This is a genomic window from Paenibacillus sp. JT31N17, from assembly GCF_056269255.1.
This window is the reverse complement of record NZ_JBWDNP010000005.1, coordinates 321,556-340,569: the sequence shown is the minus strand read 5'-3', so window position 1 is coordinate 340,569 and position 19,014 is coordinate 321,556. Positions and strand designations below refer to the sequence as shown.

The 19,014-nt window shown below is 51.7% G+C and carries 18 protein-coding genes; 14 read left to right on the top strand and 4 right to left on the bottom strand.

What is annotated here, in order from left to right:
* Positions 1–434: 434 nt before the first annotated feature.
* Positions 435–2,177 carry an ABC transporter ATP-binding protein gene (locus tag AC0YOB_RS19330; protein ID WP_475794157.1) on the top strand — a complete coding sequence of 581 codons (1,743 nt, stop codon included), beginning with the start codon at positions 435–437 and terminating at the stop codon, positions 2,175–2,177.
* A gap of 122 nt (positions 2,178–2,299) precedes the next feature.
* A complete protein-coding gene (locus AC0YOB_RS19325) occupies positions 2,300–4,042 on the top strand; it encodes an ABC transporter ATP-binding protein (RefSeq protein ID WP_475794156.1) in 1,743 nt (580 codons plus the stop codon).
* Between the two features lie 47 nt (positions 4,043–4,089).
* On the opposite strand, the gene dnaN is transcribed toward AC0YOB_RS19325, so the two are convergent.
* Together dnaN and AC0YOB_RS19315 are read right to left on the bottom strand one after the other, a co-directional pair.
* The gene (gene dnaN / locus AC0YOB_RS19320) at positions 4,090–5,208 is read right to left on the bottom strand and encodes a DNA polymerase III subunit beta (RefSeq protein ID WP_475794233.1); all 1,119 of its coding nucleotides are present in this window, start codon (positions 5,206–5,208) and stop codon (positions 4,090–4,092) included.
* Between the two features lie 18 nt (positions 5,209–5,226).
* A complete protein-coding gene (locus tag AC0YOB_RS19315) occupies positions 5,227–5,481 on the bottom strand; it encodes a hypothetical protein (protein ID WP_475794155.1) in 255 nt (84 codons plus the stop codon).
* A 143-nt stretch (positions 5,482–5,624) separates the two neighbouring features.
* Between AC0YOB_RS19315 and AC0YOB_RS19310 the strand changes: the two genes are divergently transcribed.
* The 9 genes from AC0YOB_RS19310 to AC0YOB_RS19270 all read left to right on the top strand — a co-directional run bounded on the left by AC0YOB_RS19310 (position 5,625) and on the right by AC0YOB_RS19270 (position 14,309).
* Positions 5,625–5,966, top strand: a complete 342-nt coding sequence (locus AC0YOB_RS19310; RefSeq protein ID WP_210039187.1) for an MGMT family protein — start codon at positions 5,625–5,627, stop codon at positions 5,964–5,966.
* Between the two features lie 156 nt (positions 5,967–6,122).
* On the top strand, positions 6,123–6,488 hold the full coding sequence (locus tag AC0YOB_RS19305; protein WP_475794154.1) for a winged helix-turn-helix transcriptional regulator: 366 nt from the start codon (positions 6,123–6,125) through the stop codon (positions 6,486–6,488).
* A gap of 351 nt (positions 6,489–6,839) precedes the next feature.
* Entirely contained in the window at positions 6,840–8,378 is a 1,539-nt protein-coding gene (locus AC0YOB_RS19300) for a GNAT family N-acetyltransferase (protein ID WP_475794153.1), read from the top strand.
* Between the two features lie 16 nt (positions 8,379–8,394).
* Positions 8,395–9,297: a carbon-nitrogen hydrolase family protein gene (locus tag AC0YOB_RS19295; RefSeq protein ID WP_475794152.1), complete on the top strand. Its 903-nt coding sequence runs from the start codon at positions 8,395–8,397 to the stop codon at positions 9,295–9,297.
* Between the two features lie 201 nt (positions 9,298–9,498).
* A complete protein-coding gene (locus tag AC0YOB_RS19290; RefSeq protein ID WP_475794151.1) occupies positions 9,499–10,377 on the top strand; it encodes an aldo/keto reductase in 879 nt (292 codons plus the stop codon).
* Between the two features lie 46 nt (positions 10,378–10,423).
* Positions 10,424–11,242 (top strand): ATP-dependent sacrificial sulfur transferase LarE, encoded by an 819-nt coding sequence (gene larE, locus AC0YOB_RS19285; RefSeq protein ID WP_475769481.1) that lies wholly within the window; start codon positions 10,424–10,426, stop codon positions 11,240–11,242.
* 61 nt (positions 11,243–11,303) lie between these two features.
* On the top strand, positions 11,304–11,993 hold the full coding sequence (larB, locus tag AC0YOB_RS19280) for a nickel pincer cofactor biosynthesis protein LarB (protein WP_210039182.1): 690 nt from the start codon (positions 11,304–11,306) through the stop codon (positions 11,991–11,993).
* A gap of 41 nt (positions 11,994–12,034) precedes the next feature.
* Positions 12,035–13,621 (top strand): nickel pincer cofactor biosynthesis protein LarC, encoded by a 1,587-nt coding sequence (gene larC / locus AC0YOB_RS19275; protein ID WP_475794232.1) that lies wholly within the window; start codon positions 12,035–12,037, stop codon positions 13,619–13,621.
* Between the two features lie 148 nt (positions 13,622–13,769).
* Positions 13,770–14,309: an RDD family protein gene (locus AC0YOB_RS19270; RefSeq protein ID WP_475794150.1), complete on the top strand. Its 540-nt coding sequence runs from the start codon at positions 13,770–13,772 to the stop codon at positions 14,307–14,309.
* Between the two features lie 50 nt (positions 14,310–14,359).
* On the opposite strand, the gene AC0YOB_RS19265 is transcribed toward AC0YOB_RS19270, so the two are convergent.
* Both AC0YOB_RS19265 and AC0YOB_RS19260 read right to left on the bottom strand, forming a co-directional pair.
* Positions 14,360–15,313 carry a TRM11 family SAM-dependent methyltransferase gene (locus AC0YOB_RS19265; protein ID WP_475794149.1) on the bottom strand — a complete coding sequence of 318 codons (954 nt, stop codon included), beginning with the start codon at positions 15,311–15,313 and terminating at the stop codon, positions 14,360–14,362.
* Positions 15,314–15,362: 49 nt separating this feature from the next.
* A complete protein-coding gene (locus AC0YOB_RS19260; protein ID WP_210039179.1) occupies positions 15,363–16,379 on the bottom strand; it encodes a GTPase in 1,017 nt (338 codons plus the stop codon).
* A gap of 234 nt (positions 16,380–16,613) precedes the next feature.
* On the opposite strand from AC0YOB_RS19260, the gene AC0YOB_RS19255 reads away from it, so the two are divergent.
* The 3 genes from AC0YOB_RS19255 (at position 16,614) to AC0YOB_RS19245 (ending at position 18,964) form a co-directional block, all read left to right on the top strand.
* Positions 16,614–17,513 (top strand): diacylglycerol/lipid kinase family protein, encoded by a 900-nt coding sequence (locus AC0YOB_RS19255; RefSeq protein WP_475794148.1) that lies wholly within the window; start codon positions 16,614–16,616, stop codon positions 17,511–17,513.
* A 56-nt stretch (positions 17,514–17,569) separates the two neighbouring features.
* A complete protein-coding gene (locus tag AC0YOB_RS19250; RefSeq protein ID WP_475769486.1) occupies positions 17,570–17,848 on the top strand; it encodes a hypothetical protein in 279 nt (92 codons plus the stop codon).
* A 120-nt stretch (positions 17,849–17,968) separates the two neighbouring features.
* Positions 17,969–18,964 (top strand): MBL fold metallo-hydrolase, encoded by a 996-nt coding sequence (locus tag AC0YOB_RS19245; protein ID WP_475794231.1) that lies wholly within the window; start codon positions 17,969–17,971, stop codon positions 18,962–18,964.
* Positions 18,965–19,014 lie beyond the last annotated feature (50 nt).

Here is a 19,014-nt window from a genome sequence, read left to right as displayed (position 1 = left end):
ATTCCTTCCTCCAGTTATTCCAACCGTAGGAGTTGACTCTGCAAGCAGGAAAAACCTTGCTGCATTACTGATTTGACTCCTGCCAGGCCCAAGCAGAGCCTCTAATAAGGAAATTCCTTTTTACAGCCATTCCGGCATGGCGAGCAGGTCTGCAGGCAGGAAAAACCTTGCTGGAGAGTTGGGCTTGATCGTCAGGTTCAAACAGAACCTCCAGCCTTGAACGCAAGGGCAGCTTAACGGCTGTCCTTTTTGCTGTTTAAAAAAAGATTTGTAATGGGAACATGTGTTTGCTATTATGGTATAGGGTGCTTGAGGGGAAAGTCTGTATCGGAGCTGCGCTATGGCTTTCTTTTTCCAATACATAGACTTGTATGAAACTAACCTGTAAACTTACTGTGTATGTCTATTGTTATTTCCGAAAAGGGGTGAACGCCTTGTCTTTTGTGACACGGCTGCAGTGGTTTTTTAAAACAAGATGGACCAGCTATGCGATTGCCATCGGCCTGATGACAGCTGTCAGCCTGCTGACAACCATACCGCCCAAGATGATTGGGAATACCATCGATCATATCCGTCAGGAGAATCTGACCTCGGCAGGCCTTAACCAGACGGTTTTGCTGCTTGTCGGACTCGCCTTGCTCTTATACGGCATGGTATACATATGGATTACTACCTTGTTCGGCAATTCGGCGCTCATCGAGAAGCTGCTGCGCGGGCGGCTTCTGGCCCATTTGACGAAAATGACGCCGGCCTTCTTCCAGCGCAACAGCACCGGACAGCTGATGGCGCTTGCGACCAACGACATTCTCGCGATCGGCCAAACATCGGGTTACGGTGTCATGACGCTTGTGAACACCTTGGTAGGCGCTTCTGTCGTTATCGTGACCATGATCTCCTTTATCAGCTTCAAATTAATGCTTGCGGCGCTCATTCCGCTGCCTTTTCTTGTGGTCGTGATCAGCTCGCTCGGGAAGAAGGTAAGAACCCGGTTTCTTGAGGCGCAGGCCTCCTTCGGCAAAATGAACGAGCATGCGCTGGAGTCCATCTCCGGCATTCGCGTCATCCGCTCCTATGTGCAGGAAGACCACGATCTGAATGCCTTCGATACGATGACCTCCGAGGTCAGGGACAAGAACAAGCGGGTATCCATCCTTAATGCGCTCTTTCAGCCGCTGATTTCGCTGATTGTCGGCGTCAGCTATTCCATTGGCATCGGTTACGGCTCCTATCTTGTTTTTGAAGGCGAAATTTCATTGGGCCAATTGATTTCATTCAATATTTATCTGGGCATGCTCATCTGGCCGATGATCTCATTCGGAGAATTTATTAACGTCCTGCAGCGCGGCAGCGCTTCGGCGGACCGCGTGGAAACCGCGCTGGCGCAGAAAGCGGATTTGCAGGATCCGGAAGCTCCGGTGGCTCTGGCTATCCCGTCCCGGATCGAAATGAGAGGTCTCAGCTTCACCTATCCAACAGCCAACCATGCAAGTCTCAGCAATATTTCCTTCCGGCTGGAACGGGGGGAGACGCTGGGGATTGTAGGGAAGACCGGCAGCGGGAAAAGTACGCTGCTCAAGCAGCTGCTCCGTCAATATCCCGTGGATGACGCCCGGCTGTTCATCTCGGATATTCCCGTCGAACAGATCGCCCTGGAACAAATGAAGTCCTGGGTTGCCTACGTACCGCAGGAGCATCTGCTGCTGTCCAAGTCCATCCAGGAGAACATCGCCCTGGGCAAACCGGATGCGGCGCTTGCAGAAGTGGAGAGAGCGGTTGAAATGGCCTCCTTCACTTCCGATATCGCCCAGATGCCGGAGGGTCTCGGCACCATAGTTGGGGAGAATGGCGTGATGCTTTCCGGCGGCCAGAAGCAGCGGCTTGCAATTGCCCGGGCGCTGCTCGTCGATTCGGAGATTCTGCTGCTTGATGATTCATTATCGGCGGTGGATGCCCGGACGGAGAACCGCATTCTTCATCATATCCGCAAGGCGCGCGCAGGCCGGACCACGATCATTACGACTCACCGGCTGTCTGCCGTCAGTCATGCCAACTGGATTCTGGTACTGGAGGACGGAAGGATACTGGAGGAAGGCACGCATCAGGAATTGATGCTGCTTGGCGGCTGGTACAAAGAGCAGTGGGAGCGTCAGCAGATGGAAGCCAGCCTGGAAGAGTAAGATAAACGATAAGCAGCGTATCAGGCTGAGATTGGAGATATGCTTCACGGCTGGACGGTTTATAACCTTGCGGTCAGGCGTCCAGGGAAGCTTGCACAAAAAAGCTCAGGAGGGCTATTTGAATGTCCAAACCATCTACAACGAGACGACTATTCGCGTATGCGCTCGTTTATAAATTCAGAATTATCGGCGCTTTGCTCATTTTATGCTGTTCCGTAGGCGCTGAGCTCGGCGGACCTTTCATTACGAAGACTATTATTGATAAATATCTCACCCCCGGCACAGAAGATCTGAGATCCGTACTTCTGCTCCTTGGGGGTTATATGGGACTGCTGCTCATCGCCAGCGTCGGCAATTTCTCGCAGGCTTATATCCTGCAGGCGACGGCGCTGCAAATTATCAAAAATATGCGCATGGATCTGATGCGGCATATCCAGCGGATTCCCTTGCGCTTTTACGATAATACGCCAATCGGGCAGGTTGTATCGAGAATAGCCAATGACACGGAGGCTATCCGCGATTTGTTCATGAGCTTCATGGCCACCTTTGTCGTAAGCATGGTGCAGCTGACAGGGATTTTCGTAGCCTTGTTCATATTGGATGCGCGCCTGGCGCTGTACTGCCTGCTCCTGCCGCCGATCTTTGTGGTCATCATGATTGTTCATTTGAAATATTCCAAAATTTTTATCACGATTATGCGGGCCCGTCTCAGCGATATGAATGCCATGATTAACGAATCCATCGTCGTTATGCCGATTATCCAGGCTTTTCGCCGCGAGAAAGTGACCCTTGAGGAATTCGAGGAGCTTAATGAAGACCGCTATGTGAACCAGATCAAGCAGTTCCGGATTTTTTCCCTGTCTTCACGGAATATCGTGGGTACGATCGGCAGTCTGGTAACCGCGCTGGTGATTTATTACTTTGGCCGCGATGCCCTGCAGGCTACAATTGCCTTTGGTGTGTTCTATGCATTTATCGATTATTTGGGACGGATTTTTCAGCCGATCATCGGGATTTTCGATCAGTTGACGAATGCGCAGCGGGCCTTTGTTTCCGCCGATAAAGTATTTGCGATTATGGATCTGGAGGGCATGGAGGTAGAGAAGACCGCTGACGTAAGCCGTCCGGAGGGCGTGGTGAAGTTCGATAACGTGACCTTTGCCTACAAAGAAGGGGAAGATGTGCTGAAGCAAATTTCCTTCGAGGCCCGAAAAGGAGAGACGGTGGCGCTTGTCGGCCATACCGGCTCAGGCAAGAGCTCCATTATCAACCTGCTTCTGGGCTTCTATGAACCCGGACATGGTCTTATTACCGTCGATGGACGCGATATCACGACGTTCTCCAAGCAGGCGCTGCGCAAGCATATGGGGATTGTTCTGCAGGATCCGTACTTGTTCGCAGGGGATATCAAATTCAATGTCAGTCTCTATAATGAGGAAATTTCACTTGACCAGGTGAAGAGCGCGCTGCGAGATGTGGGGGCGGCGCCTTTTATCGAGCAGCTGCCTCACGGTTATGACGAGCAGGTGGTAGAGCGGGGAAGCACGCTGTCCTCCGGACAGCGTCAGCTGATCTCTTTTGCCAGGGCGCTCGCATTCGATCCTGCCATTCTGATTCTGGATGAAGCGACAGCCAGTATCGACAGCGAGACCGAGGGTCTTATCCAGCGGGCGTTGAAGGTGGTCAGTGAAGGGCGGACAACCTTGATCATTGCCCACAGGCTGTCAACGATTCGCGAGGCCGATCAAATTCTGGTGCTGCACCGCGGCGAAATTGTCGAGAGGGGCAACCACGATGAGCTGATGGCGCTCGGAGGCCGCTATTTCAAAATGTATCAGCTGCAAAAAGGGGAGAAGGCCTCTTAGCCCGGTCAGGATGGCAGAGTCTTACGGCGGGTATCCGCTTGTCCCCTTTAGCTATTTGACTTGATCGGAGTAAGAATGTATAAGGTCTCCGGGCTATTATCAGGCTGAATGATTATAGGGTTCCACCTCCCGGAGAACTTTACCATTACCTGGCGGCTGCCCATCGACCGCAGGATATCCATCATATACTTGCCATTAAAAAATATGGTGATCTCGTCGCCATTCAGCGCATTCACAATAAGCTCTTCACTGACATCGCCGATTTCCGTCGTTTTGGAGAAGAGCAGTATTGTGTTTTGTCTTATAGTGGACAATCTGACGACATGGCTCTTATCTGCGAGCAGACAAACACGCTCCAGGGCCTGCAGAAACAAGGCGGAATTCACCATCATAACCGTGGTGACTACCTTGCTGACCAGATTAGCCGGTATGGGATATTTCCCGTCTAGGAGAGAAGACTTCATTTGCAGGTTATGGGTTCTGAAGAGAATGCTTCGATCTCCAACGCTGATATCTGTCCTTGACTGCTCATCCTGCAGCAATTTCGAATAATCCAGCAAATGTTTCCCGGGGATTACGATGGATACAGAATCCTTGATCAGGGATGCTGAAGCCGCATTCGTCACCTGCGAAGCAAGCCGTACGCCATCAGTAGCCAACAGCCGCAGCTGCTCCCCTTCGACTGTAAAAGACACGCCTGTCAGGATAGGCCTGAATTCCGAAGCGGAGACAGCGAAGGCAACCTGCTTAATAAGCCTCGTCAGAACAGAACTTTGCAAACTGATATTATTGGACCGGCTGTCACCTGCCATACGCGGATATTCCTCGGCGTTCATGCCGGACAAATGATAGACCGAAGTATCCGAGCGGATACTGACGATCAGGCTGTCATCGCACTCCATTGTGACCATGGAAGATGGGCAATGCCGGATAATATCTATAAAATAAAGTGCGGGGATGACGACGCTTCCGCCCAACTCAACGATAATCCGATTGTCATCCGCTGGCAGCTCATACTGCAGCATCATACTGGTATTGCTGGCACTGAGCCGTAATCTCTGTGAATCGGCTTGCAGCAGTATTCCGGACAGCAAGGGGATTATGCTCCTGGACGATACTGCAGGAGCAACATGATGTAATGCATGAAGTAATAACTTCTGACTCACCTTAACCAGCAAGCGGAATCACTCCTCCCTCACTTCTTTCTCATGAAAATGAGCTTCCAGAATTTCACGAAGCAGTTCGGATCTCGACTTATCCAGCTCGCTGCATTGGTTTTCAATCTCCTGCCATGCTTCTTTAGACAGGGTTAGGGAGATTTTTTTGGTTTCGCCGATTGCCTTTCTTCCGGCACCTTCCCGGGGACCTCCTCTGGGAAACATCATGGATAACTGGCCTTCTTGACGGGGAACGCCCAGCTTCACTTTCTTTGTTGTCATCAGCAATACATCCTCTTATTGAAATAGGTAACCTTAATCAATGTTAGTATAAATTAACCTTACCATATATTCTCTTCCATTGACAATAGGGCAGCCTCCTTCTGTAATATAAGGACAGATATCCTTTCTAGGGAGGTACAGACTTGGAGCTATTCACGCAGCGCGTCATTGAGATAATTAAAAGCATCCCGGCAGGATACGTCATGAGCTATGGGCAAATCGCGGAAGCAGCCGGAAGCCCGAGAGGAGCGAGGCAGGTCGTGCGAATTCTGCATTCTATGAGCAAAGCACATGAGCTGCCATGGCACAGAGTTGTCAACAGACTGGGGGAAATTGCTGTACAGCAGGATGAATCCCGTTTTCTGCAAAAGCTGTATTTGCAGGAAGAAGGCGTTCCCTTCGATGGCGAGGGACGGGTTCGACTGGAGATCTGCCGGCATTACCCCGTTGAGGGTCACGAAGAACCGGAGTTGCCACCAGATTAACAATCGAAGAATCAGCGTCTGTTCAGCATTTGAGAAATTCATGGTACACTAATCATACCAAGTATGGAAATCAGTAGTACTATATAAAATAGGCTCATTTTGATAACATGGCTGATAGTGGTGGAACAAGCGGTTCGATTGAAGGGAGTGGACAAGATGCGCATGAAGGAAGACAGTAGGGGGGCGACGGATGGAATTGCGGCAACCCTGCATGCGATCGGCGGCAAGTGGAAGCCGCTGATTTTATTTATTTTGCTGAATCAGGGGACCAAGCGGTTTGGAGAGCTGAGACGCCTGCTTCCTAAGGTTACACAGGGGATGCTGACCAGCCAGCTGCGGGAATTGGAGGCGGATGGGCTTGTCGAACGGCAGATTTATCCGGAAATTCCGCCAAAGGTCGAATACTCCCTCTCTGCGCATGGACGAACCCTTGGCTCAGTTCTGACGGATATGTGCGGTTGGGGTTATGATCATCTGGATTTCATACAATCCAATCCGGTAGCGAAAGACAATAAATCGTAATTATTTAATAAGCACCTTTCGTCTGTTTTGCTTTAATCGGGAACGAATCCCAATAAGAACCTTTTGTCCCCTCATCTGGAGAGCGGAACAAGAGGTTATTTGTTTTTTCATCCGTATCAGCGGGAAGTACGGCGCACGAAAGGACAATCTTGAACGCTGGCAGGGCTTGCGAAAGGAATTCGTTCAGCATGCCTAATGACTTAAGTATTCCTGGCATATAATAACGGTAGAACCATTCGCGATGATTACAAATCCCTGAAAAAGTTTACAAAGCAATGATAGTGCATTAATACGGCTATGAATATGGCGGTGTATCATTAATGATTAATGACTTGGATGAGGGGTTTATATATGACAGGTGACCAAATTTCACAATTCGAGAAGAAAATTATTATTCGGACGATTGAGCGCGAGGATTTTGGAAAAATCATTGAGCTGCAAAATATTTGTTTTCCAGGTATGTCTCCATGGAAGCTTGACCAGTTGGAAAGCCACAAGAAGATATTCCCTGAGGGGCAGCTGTGCGTGGAACTGGATGGCGAAATTATCGGATCCTGCTCGAGCCTGATCGTCAATTTCGATGACTATCTGGAACAGCACACCTACTCGGAAATTACCGATAACGGCTATATTCGCAACCATAATCCGCGCGGCGAAAGCTTGTACGGGATGGAGGTTATGGTCCATCCGAGCTTCCGCCGCATGAAGATTGGCCGCCGTCTCTACGAAGCCCGAAAGCAGCTTGCTGAGCAGCTGAATCTGAAAAGTATTATTGTCGGCGGACGCATTCCCGGTTATCATAAATATAGTGATCAAATGTCGCCAAGAGCCTATGCGGAAGAGGTGCTGCAGCAAAATATTTATGATCCGGTGCTGACCTTCCAAATGATGAACGGCTTTACGCTGAAGCGGATTATTACGAATTATCTATCGGATGATGAGGATTCGATGAATTACGCCGCTTTGCTGGAATGGAACAATATTGATTACAAACCGAGCGCCAACAAAATCCACTACAAGCTGTCGTTTCCCGTCCGTATCTGCGTCGTTCAATATATGATGAAGAAGATCGACTCTTTCGACGAGTTCGCTACACAGTGTGAGCATTATGTGGATGTCGCTTCCGACTATAAGTCGGATTTTGCCGTATTTCCGGAAAATTTCACCATGCAGCTGCTATCCTTTCTTGAAGAGCGGTCCCCGAGCCTTGCCATCCGCAAGCTCAGCACCTACACGGAGCAGTATGTGGAGCTGTTCTCGGAGCTTGCCGTGAAATATAATGTGAATATTATTGGCGGCTCGCACTTCATCGAACAGAATAACCGGATTTATACGGTTGCCCATTTGTTCCGCCGGGATGGAACGATCGCCCAGCAGTATAAGCTTCATATATCGCCCAATGAGCGCAGATGGTGGGGCATCAACGGCGGTTCCGTTCTGGAAGTGTTCGATACGGACTGCGGGAAAATATCGATCCAGCTGAGCAGCGATATTGAGTACCCGGAAATATCGCGCATCGTCGCTGAAGAAGGGGCGCAGATTATTTTTGTTCCCTTCTGCGCGGAAGACCGGCAAACCTTTCTGCGGGTCAAATACTGCGCCCAGGCGCGCGCGATTGAGAATCAGGTCTTCACCGTCACCTCAGGCACGGTGGGCAACCTGACCCATGTCGATAATGTCGATATTCAGTATGCACAGTCCGGTGTATATACGCCGGCAGACTTCTCGTTCCCGCCGGATGGCATTGCGGGTGAATGCAGCGAAAACACGGAAACGGTCATTATGGCCGAGGTAGATATGGAAACTTTGCAGCGTTTTCGCAAATCCAAGGATGTACTGACGTTCAGGGACCGCCGTACAGATATTTATTCCTTGCAGATTCGTTCCTGAAGCTACGGAGGTGGACATGGAGAACCTGACAATCGCAGCCGTTCAGTATGATCTGACAGATATCCAATCTGAGGAACAATTCTGGACGGGACTGCAGGCAAAAATTACACATGCCGCCCTGCAAGGCGCCGACATGATAATTTTTCCCGAGTATGTAACCGCCCATCTGCTGGGCATTGTACCGGAACTTACGCATCTGGAAGCATGCGAATATCTGGACTCCTTCACCGAGAAATATGTGGAGTTTTTTCAAGGTTTAAGCCGGGAGCAGCAAATCGTCATTCTCGGAGGCACGCATATATGCCGGGAGGAGGAAGGGTTCGTCAATAAGGCGTTCATCTTCTTCCCGGACGGACGGATTGAAATGCAGGATAAGCTGCATCTGACCCCGGAGGAGCAGAACCGCTGGCCGCTGCTCAAAGGCGAGGACCTGGTAGTGTTCGAGACCGATTGGGGCAAGGCGGCTATTCTGATTTGCTACGATATTGAATTTCCCGAGCTGTCCCGGATTGCAGCCGAAAGAGGCGCGGATTTGATCCTTTGCCCATCCTACACGGACAATGCCTTCGGCTACTACCGCGTCCGTCACTGCTGCCAGGCACGGGCCGTTGAGAATCAGCTCTTCGTTGTGTTAAGCGGCATCGTGGGTGTGCTCACGGAGGGACGCCCCCAGATTGATACGGGATTTTCCCAGGCGGGTTTGTTCACGCCCTGTGATTTTCCCTTCACGGAAGAAGGCGTTGCTGCGGTCGGGGAAATGAATCAGGATTCCGTCGTGCTGGCCAATGCCGATTTTGCCAAGCTGCGCGATAATCGGATTCGCGGTGCGGTCGCTCCTTATCAGGACCGCAGGCCGGAGCTTTATGCGGAGCTCAGAAAGGGACATTCGGTAAGCACGATACCTTTGACCTCAGGCTGAAAATAGAACCTCTATATCAAAAAGAAACGGCCTCCCGACCGTTTCTTTTTGTTTCCTTACAGGGCAACCGGGATGTGCAAATCGCCAAGTGTGAGAAATATCGATCGTTTTGTTGAAGCCAAATCGGATATACAGGTTTATAATAGGAATAGATAGGCGATTGATCCAAAGTACGATTCTAATTCTGGGAGGCGTTCACGCATGTTGAAGCGAAGGATAGGCCGTTTGGGTTATGAAGGATCTGTGGTCATGTTTGGTGCCGCGAGCTTGGGGAATGTCACACAGGAAGAGGCGGATGAGTCGATTTCGTTTGCACGGGCGCATGGCGTCAATCATTTTGACACGGCGGCAAGCTATGGCGATGCGGAGCTAAGAATGGGACCGATCATCAGCGGCATCCGCAGCGATATTTTCCTTGCCACGAAAACCGGCGAGCGCACGAAGGCCAAAGCGAAGGAAGAGATCTACCGTTCCCTGGAGCGTATGAAGGTGGATTCCGTCGATCTGCTTCAGCTGCATGCTGTAGGCACGATTGAGGAGCTGGACCGCTGCACGGAAAAGGGAGGCGCGCTTGAAGCCGCTCTGGAAGCCAAGGATGAAGGCATTGTAAAAAATATCGGAATTACAGGTCACGGACATCAGGCGCCTGCTACTCATTTGGAAGCGCTTAGAAGGTTCCCGTTCGCAACGGTTCTGCTTCCGCTTAATTATTATATGTATTCTTTGCCGGAGTACCGCGCAGATTTTGACGCTCTGATGGAAGAGGCGGGCAAACAGGATGCAGCCGTCCGTGTGATCAAAGCTGTTGCGAAGGCTCCTTGGGGCGAAAATCAGAAGCGCAATTATGCGACCTGGTATGAGCCTTTCGACCAGCAGGAGGTTATCGATGCCTGCGTGCACTTTGTGCTCTCTTTTCCCGGTATCGCGGGATTTGCCAGTGCAGGTGACATTCACCTGTTCCCCAAAATCGTTGATGCCGTAGAGCGCTTCGGCTCCATGAACGATGAAGAGGCAGCGCGGATTCTTAGTGCCATCAGCGGTTATACCTCTGTGTTCGAGTCGCCGACATCAATTGCTTAAAGCGTAGAACATGGGGATGACAATGGAAGACGAGAGGAGAAAGAGCATGCCGCAGCAGAAATTGGAGGCCTTGCAGGCCAAGCTTCGCGAGATGGAGAGTGTCGTGGTCGCTTTCTCCGGCGGAGTGGACAGTACGTTCCTGCTCAAGGTAGCACTGGATGAGCTGGGTGCGGACAACGTTCTGGCGGTTACGGCCGATTCGGAGACATACCCTTCATCGGAGCTGCTTGAAGCGAAGAAGCTCGCCGAGCAGATGGGCGCTCCGCATCAGGTGATCGAGACCTCGGAGCTTGAAATACCCGGCTACAGCGAGAATACGGCGAACCGCTGTTATTTTTGCAAGAAGAGTTTATTTGAGCACTTAATGCCGATTCTGGCTGAGAAGGGTTACAAAAATATGGTGTTCGGCCTGATTGCGGATGATATGAGCGAACACCGGCCCGGCGTCAAAGCAGCACAAGAGCATGGGGTCAGAGGACCGCTTGCCGAAGTGAACCTGTATAAAGAAGAGATCAGAGCCCTGTCCAAGGATCTTGGCCTGGATACCTGGGATAAGCCTTCCTTTGCCTGCCTGTCCTCCCGGATTGCTTACGGGGAAATGATTACGCAGGCGAAGCTGACGAAGATCGACAAAGCGGAGGCTTTTATCAAATCGCTGGGCATTCGTCAGGTCCGGGTGCGGACGCATGGGGAAATCGCCAGAATTGAAGTGGAGACGGCGCAAATGCCGATTGTGGTCAGCCACTTCGAGCAGATCGCAACAACGCTGAAATCGTATGGTTACGGCTATGTCACGCTGGATCTGGTCGGCTACCGCAGCGGAAGTATGAATCAGGCGCTGAAGGTAGGAGCGGGAGCAGAGTAACTGCACGGGTAACTGGTATTGGATCAAATTGGGGCCGGGATCATCCTGGCAGGAGGATAAAATGGACAGCAAGAATCAATTCGAAGACCTTGGTTTCAGCAAGGTGGATTACGCCAGAGAAGAAAGAACGGGCTTTCCGGAGGTGATATTCGGCAAAGGCAAAACCGTTGACCAGGTACGCCAAATCGTGGAGCGTTTGATGAATGCCCACGGCAAGGCGCTGGTAACGCTGGCTACGGAAGAAATGGCGCTTGCCGTGCAGGAGGATTTTCCGGAGGCCGTATATAATCCGACATCCCGCCTGATTACATTGGGGGAGCCTTCTGTGCGTTTTGCAGGGAAGGTTCTTGTTCTCTGTGCAGGCACGTCCGATCTGCCTGTGGCCGAGGAGGCGGCAGGCACAGCCCGGTGGATGGGCTGCGAGGTGGAGAAAATTTATGACGTCGGCGTTGCCGGCATTGACCGTCTGCTTGCCTATCGCGACAAGCTTCAGGAAGCCAATGTGCTGATTGTGGTGGCAGGCATGGAGGGCGCCCTTGCAAGTGTCGTTGGCGGTATGGTCCGTCGACCGGTCGTTGCCGTTCCAACCTCCGTGGGGTACGGGGCTCATTTTCAGGGGCTAACCCCGCTGTTGTCGATGCTGACCTCCTGCGCGGCGGGAGTCACCGTGGTCAATATTGATAACGGCTTCGGAGCAGGCTATCAGGCTGCTATTATTCAGCAATTGGTGACGGAGGCGGGAGCACGGTGAAGGTACTTTACTTGGATTGCATCTCCGGTATTGCCGGAGATATGGCGTTGGCGGCATTAATTGACCTTGGTGCGGATCTTTCCTATATTGAAAGCCATCTAAAAGCGCTTCCGATTGATCCGTTCAGCATTGCCGTCGATCCCGTTATCAAAAAGGGGATTTCGGCGAAAAAGCTGCGTCTGCATATTGGCGGCGGGCACAGCCATGACGAGGGCCACAGTCACATACATACGCACGATGGCGGGCACAGCCATGATGATGGCCACACTCATAGTCACGCGCTTACTCATGATGACGGCCATAGCCATAGTCACGCGCATACTCATGATGACGGCCATAGCCATAGTCACGCGCATACTCATGATGACGGCCATAGCCATAGTCACGCGCATACGCACGATGACGGCCACAGCCATAGTCACGCGCATACCCACGATGACGGCCACAGCCATAGTCACGCGCATACACATGATGACGGCCACAGCCATAGTCACGCGCATACACATGATGACGGCCATAACCATAGTCACGCGCATACACATGATGACGGCCATAGCCATAGTCACGCGCACACACATGATGATGGCCACAGTCATACACATAGCCATGACCATGACCATGAGCATACTCATGGCGGGGACCATGAACACCATCACCGCAAAGCCTCCGATATTCTGCGGATGATCGCGGAGAGCGGACTGCCCGGTCGGGTGAAGCAGCGCAGTACGGCCATTTTTCAAACCATAGCAAAAGCAGAAGGAAAGATCCATGGGATGAGCCCGGAAGAGGTGCATTTTCATGAGGTGGGGGCCATGGACTCCATTATTGATACGATCGGCGTATGTCTGGCGATGGAGAATCTGGGAATCGAGGAAATCTATGCTTCCCCTGTTCCAACAGGTCATGGAAAACTAAAAATGGCGCATGGGTTGTATCCGATTCCAGCCCCGGCCACAGCAGAAATCCTGATCGGGATTCCGATTGCCAAGCTGGATGCTGCCGGCGAACTGACAACGCCAACCGGCGCAGGAATTCTGAAGGCGCTTGCCAAGGGCTTTGGCGATATCCCCGCCTTGACCATCGAGAGGATCGGCTACGGCGCGGGCACCAAAGAATTTGCCCATCCCAATGTGATCCGGGCGCTGCTGATGGAGCAGGCAGGCATAGATGAAGAAGATTCGGTCATCGTGATGGAAGCCCAATTGGATGATATGACCGGCGAAGCGCTTGGTTACACGATGGAGAGGCTGTTCGAGGCCGGGGCGGTTGACGTATTTTTTACCCCGGTATATATGAAGAAGAACCGTCCGGCAACTTTGGTCACTGTACTGGCACCGGATGCCGCTGTGCCGCGCTGTGAGGATGTGCTGCTGCTCGAGACCACTACGCTTGGCGTACGGAGAACGAAGTGGACGAGACGGATTCTGAAGCGGGAGATGGCTCTGGTCGCCACCGCCTATGGTCCTGTAAGGATCAAGTTGGCTATCCGGGAGGGCCGCGTGTTCCGCTTTTCTCCCGAGTATGAGGATGTTGCAAAAGCGGCACGCGAGCATGGGCTGCCTTTTCAGGACATGTATAAGCTGGCCGTATCGGCAGGAGAGGAATATGTCTCCAACCATTCGGCCTGACAGATAGAAAAACATCGCAGCCGTCCGGAAACGGCTGCGATGTTTTTTGAATGTATAGCTTTATTATAAACCCGCGGCTGTCATTTTCCAGAGGCACTCAGAGTGGAACCGGCTTGCTGCCAGAGGATGAAAAAGAGGAGTTGAAGCAGTGAAGGAACAGATTCAGGAATATCCCGGGCGCGTCTCGTTTGGAACCCGCATCATTGCATTTTTATGGGATTATGTCCTCATTCTGGGATATATCGTCCTGCTTGTCGGGTTATCTTTTCCTGCAAAACCGCTGCTGGTTCCGCTTTTTCAGACCAGCGCTGCGACGGCGGAGCTCACCGGATTTCTTTTGATTACACTGCCTGTCTATCTGTATTTTGCCCTATGCGAAGGCTCCAAATCGCATGCGACATGGGGAAAACGCAAAATGGGGATCGTGGTGGCAGGCATGCGCGGTCAACCCGTCGGCTACGGGCACTCGTTCCGCCGTTCCGCCATTAAATTCATCCCGTGGGAGCTGGCCCACTTTACGATTTGGCATATGATTATACCTTCGGGGTATCCCGATATCTTAATTTATTGCTTATTGGCAGTGGTCTACGGATTGGTGTTCCTTTACCTGCTAAGCCCCTTATGGAGCAAACAAAATCAAACGCTGTATGACGCCATCTCCGGAACCGTAATCAGGTACAAGGGATAGGATTTCATCGGATTTGCCCCAGCCGGCCTTCTTGGAATGTCAAAGACTGCTTACTCGCAAACAAGCAGATGCCTGGAAAATAAACCCTTTTTCGCGATACAGCGGTCTGTAATGGTAAAGCCGGCGTTCCCGATCATCTCGTCGATGGCCTCGATGGAGACGACGACGACTCTTTTTGCAATGCGCCTGGCTTGCAGGAGAAGCGAGAACTGCTCCTCCGGCGTTATTTTCGAGTAAAGATTATAGGGCATATCCACAATGGCGGCATCGTAGGTTTCGGCAATATCGGCAATATCCCCTCGTGTAACCACGCCCTCCAGTCCAAAAAAAGCGAGATTCTCCCGTGCTCCGCGGGCGATAAAATGATTGATATCCCTGCCAACCATGTCGATTCCCATGGACAGAGCCTCGACAAGAACCGTTCCGATCCCGCAGCAGGGGTCGATGGCCCTGATTCCTTCAGGGCGGGGAACGGCAATATTAACAGCCGCCCGCGCCACCCGGGTGCTCAGTGCAATGGAATAGCTGCGCGGCTTCTTCATATGATGCAGCCAGAGAGCCGTATTCTTGTGATAGCTGCCAAAATACCACCGCCCGCCGAAGGCAACAATGCCGTATAGAAGATCTGGCCTGTTTATATCCGCTTCCCCTTCGATATGCATGCCGATCTCCCGCTCAATGATGCGCCGCTCGGCATACTCCACCTTATCCCCGGGAGCCAGATCATTGGTTTTGACGAATATCGCCTTGAAGGTTGCGCTCCCCAGATCGAGTTGCTCGACCTGCTCATAAATATCGGCAAGCTTGTCCCCTTCATACATGACATCGATGCGTTCTTTAATAAAAGGGCTGCGGCTGACGTCGACAAGAATATCTGTTTTGAAAAGATTCGCCTGCGTCCCCTTACCAAACAAGGAGCGCAGTTCCAATTGACATAAAGAAATTTCATCCTCGCGGCAGGCATACGTATAGATATACGCAGGCATCCGGTTCGTGTTATCCAATCTGTTCCCATCCTCTGTCGCATGAATATCCGGTTGTACGGTTCATCGATTATTGTTTTTCGGCCCTCTCGCGATAGCGCGTATAAATCTCTTTAATATTTTTGCCGGTAATTTCGATATTGTGCTCATAGGCATATTTCATGGCATAACCAAGCGCGAGCGTCATCGCTCCCGCAACACTTGCACCAGCGATGGAGCCGGCGCCGGGAAACAGCTTTAGCACCTGACGGAAAATACTTTTGCCGATATTGCCGACAATGGTCGTCAGCACGATTTCCTTGGCGGTTTCCTTGGATAGAGGTTTGTTATAAAGGGCGGCAAGCTTGGTCAACAGGCCAATCTGGATAGCGGTAATCGGGATGATATCCGAGCCGGGAACCGGCAGCGCGCCTGCGGCGCCGGCTGATGTAGCCGCACCGATAATCCAGGTATGGGCGGTTGCAGCCTTTTCTTTAATGCTTTTGGCGAACAGAATATCCTTGCTCTTTTTTTTTAGAATCTCCAGAATCTTGTTCCGCAGGAGATCGATATTTTCACCCGTACGGGATGAGATCGGCACGACCTCGTATTTCTCGCCGGTTTCCTTGCGCACCCGCTTGACAAGCCGGTCGATTTCGTCGGCGGCATCAATTTTATTGAGGACCACCAGTATATTTTTGTTGATTTTCTCTATCTGGAGGAAGGACTCCTTCTCCGACTCGGAGAAGACGGTGCCGGCGGCATTCAGGAAGAATAACACGACATCGGCGTTTTTGAAATATTTCAGCGTTTCCTCGGAATTTTTGTGATTGATATCGTTCAAGCCGGGCGTGTCGACAAAATAAATCTTGTCCGTGTATGCGTGAGGCTTGATTTCCGTGGTTTCGCCAGGCTCTGCGCCGACTCCCGCCACTTCCTCGCCGATCAGCTTGTTGATCGTGGAAGACTTGCCCGCATTGACATCGCCAATCAAGGCAAAAAGAATCTCCTGCTCCAGCTGCTTGTTAATCGCTGCGATTTCCTTATCGTAGGCCTCTGCTGCCGCCTTTTTGATTTCATCTTCCCACTGTTTGCTGGTGATATCCATTAGGGGCTGCCCCTTTCGTCTAATCGTATGTAGTAAGTATAACCTATTTACACGTCGAGCGGGCTATGCCAAACAGGGCGATAAGTCGCTGCTCCCACGGATTATCCGCATCTCATGGAACTTCATTCCTCCATGCGCTCTGTCGTCAGCTCTGTCAGGTCCGGCTTTCTCTGCCGCTGCAGCTTGTATATAATGGAAGTATATCTTTCAAACGGCTGGTAAAGGAGAATGAGCATGCAAAGAGCAGTTATTATTCTCAACCCCGCTGCAGGTAAATCCACGATGGTGAATCAAATCGGCATTATTTCAGATAAGCTTAAGCAGCGCTATGAAGAAGTTGTCGTTTATACAACGGAGGCTGCGGGTGACGGCGCTGCATATATCGGGAAGCATGCCAGCGAATTTGATCTGATAATTGGCGCGGGGGGAGACGGGACGGTCCATGAGCTCATCAATGCGCTGTGTATCCTGGAGCGGCGGCCATTGTTTGCTATTTTGCCCGGGGGCACATGCAATGATTTCTCAAGGGCGATTGGAATGAATCAGGACCCTCTGCTCGCGGTGGAGCAGATTCTGGCCAATCAGGTGAAGCAGGTGGATGTGGGCAAATCCGGCAGCCGCTATTTCCTTAACTTTTGGGGGATCGGACTGATTACGCTGGTATCGAACAATGTGGACTCGGACAAGAAGGAACGGTTCGGCAAGCTTTCCTATTATATTTCCGCCGCGCAGTCGATCACGGGATTCGAGCCCTTCTCCCTGAAAATCAAAAGTGCGGATTTCGATTATGACGATACGGCCTGCTTGCTCGTCATCGGCAACGGCGCTTTCACCGGAGGAATGCGGACCTTCTTTCCGGAAACTGATCTGGAGGATGGAAAGTTCGATGTTCTGATCATCAAGGAAACCTCTATGGAGCTGGCCTGGAAGGCCATTGCGCTGAAGCTGACCAATGAAATGCCCGATGGCGGCGCCATCCGTTATTTCAAGACCGGCAAGCTTTCCATTGCGGCTTCCCCCGGACAGGAAATCGATTGCGACGGCGAGATTGGCGATCGGACGCCGGACGAGCTGGAGAATTTGAAGCAGTATTTGTCCGTGCTGGTGGGGGACTTCCCGGGGCTTAGAAATTAAGCCTGCACTGTGTTACAATGACAGCATTCCAAGACAACCAGGGAGATGACAATGCCATGAGCGAAGAAGTCAATGAGCAGGAGCTTGTACAGTACATAGCCGATCAGGTTAAAGTCAATGCAGCCAGCATTAAGCTGGTATTGAAGCATGAACAGACCTTCATCAACAGCGCCAAGGAAAATGCCAAAGGCGAAGTCGAGGTCGACAGCGACGAGCTTGTGGATTATGTGCTCAGCCGTCCTGATATCAAGCTGGACGAGCCGACCGTGGAATCCATTCTGGAGGCCGAAATGGATTTTCTCATGGAGAAGGGGATCGCGGGCTACGAGGACTAGAGGAGAATGATGATCATCCTGACTGTACTTATTATCATTATCGGACTGATTCTGCTGGGTTATCTGTTCCTGAAGCTTAATCCGGCCTTTGGCGGACGGGCGTCGGGTGAAACCCTGGAGATGTACAAGCAATCGGGCAATTACGCCAAAGGCAGGTTCATGAATGCCACGCCGACCTCAATGGCGATGGATCCCAAGACTTTAACCAGTATATTGAGAGATTATATGCGGACCAATACGAACCGGAAGCCCGCCAGACCGATTGGGACCGTGACGTCGGCTGTGCCGTACGCCGCGCTCCCTGATCAGACCGTTGTCAGATGGTTCGGCCATTCCGCGCTCATGCTGGAGCTGGAAGGGAAGACGCTGCTGATCGACCCCATGTTCGGCAAAGCACCTATGCCAGTGCAGATATTCGGAAACAGACGCTTCAGCAGGAGTGTTCCGCTTGAGCTTGCGCAGCTGCCCCTCATCGACGCGGTGCTGATTTCCCACGATCATTACGATCACCTGGATTACGGCTCGATCAAGAGAATCAAGGACCGCGTGAAGCAGTTCATTGTTCCCTTGGGCGTGGGCCTGCATCTGGAGAGGTGGGGCGTGGACAAAGCGAAGATCCAGGAGCATGACTGGTGGAGCGAATTTCAATATGAAGGGCTTCAGCTGGCATGCACGCCGGCCAGGCATTTCTCCGGCAGGGGGCTTGGCGACCGTGAGGCCACATTATGGTGCTCCTGGGTCATTAAAGGCCGGAATGTCAGCGTCTTTTTTAGCGGAGACAGCGGGTATGGGGATCATTTTCAAGCGATTGGACAGAAATACGGCCCCTTCGACTTAACCTTCATGGAGTGCGGACAATACGATCGGCGATGGGCAGGCATCCATATGCTGCCTGAGGAGTCCGTGCAAGCCCATCTGGATGTAAGGGGCAAGCTGATGATCCCGATCCATTGGGGGGCATTCACCTTGGCCATGCATGAATGGACCGATCCCATCGAGAGGGTGTCCAAAGCCGCTTTAGAAAACAAAGTAGCGCTGGCTGCCCCTCAGATCGGAGAGACGCTGGTTCTCGGAGCACCCGACTATCCGACTTCTCCCTGGTGGAGGTCGGTATAAAGCATGCACTGGTGAAAGCTTGCTGCATCCGTCCGAGCGTATCAAGGAAG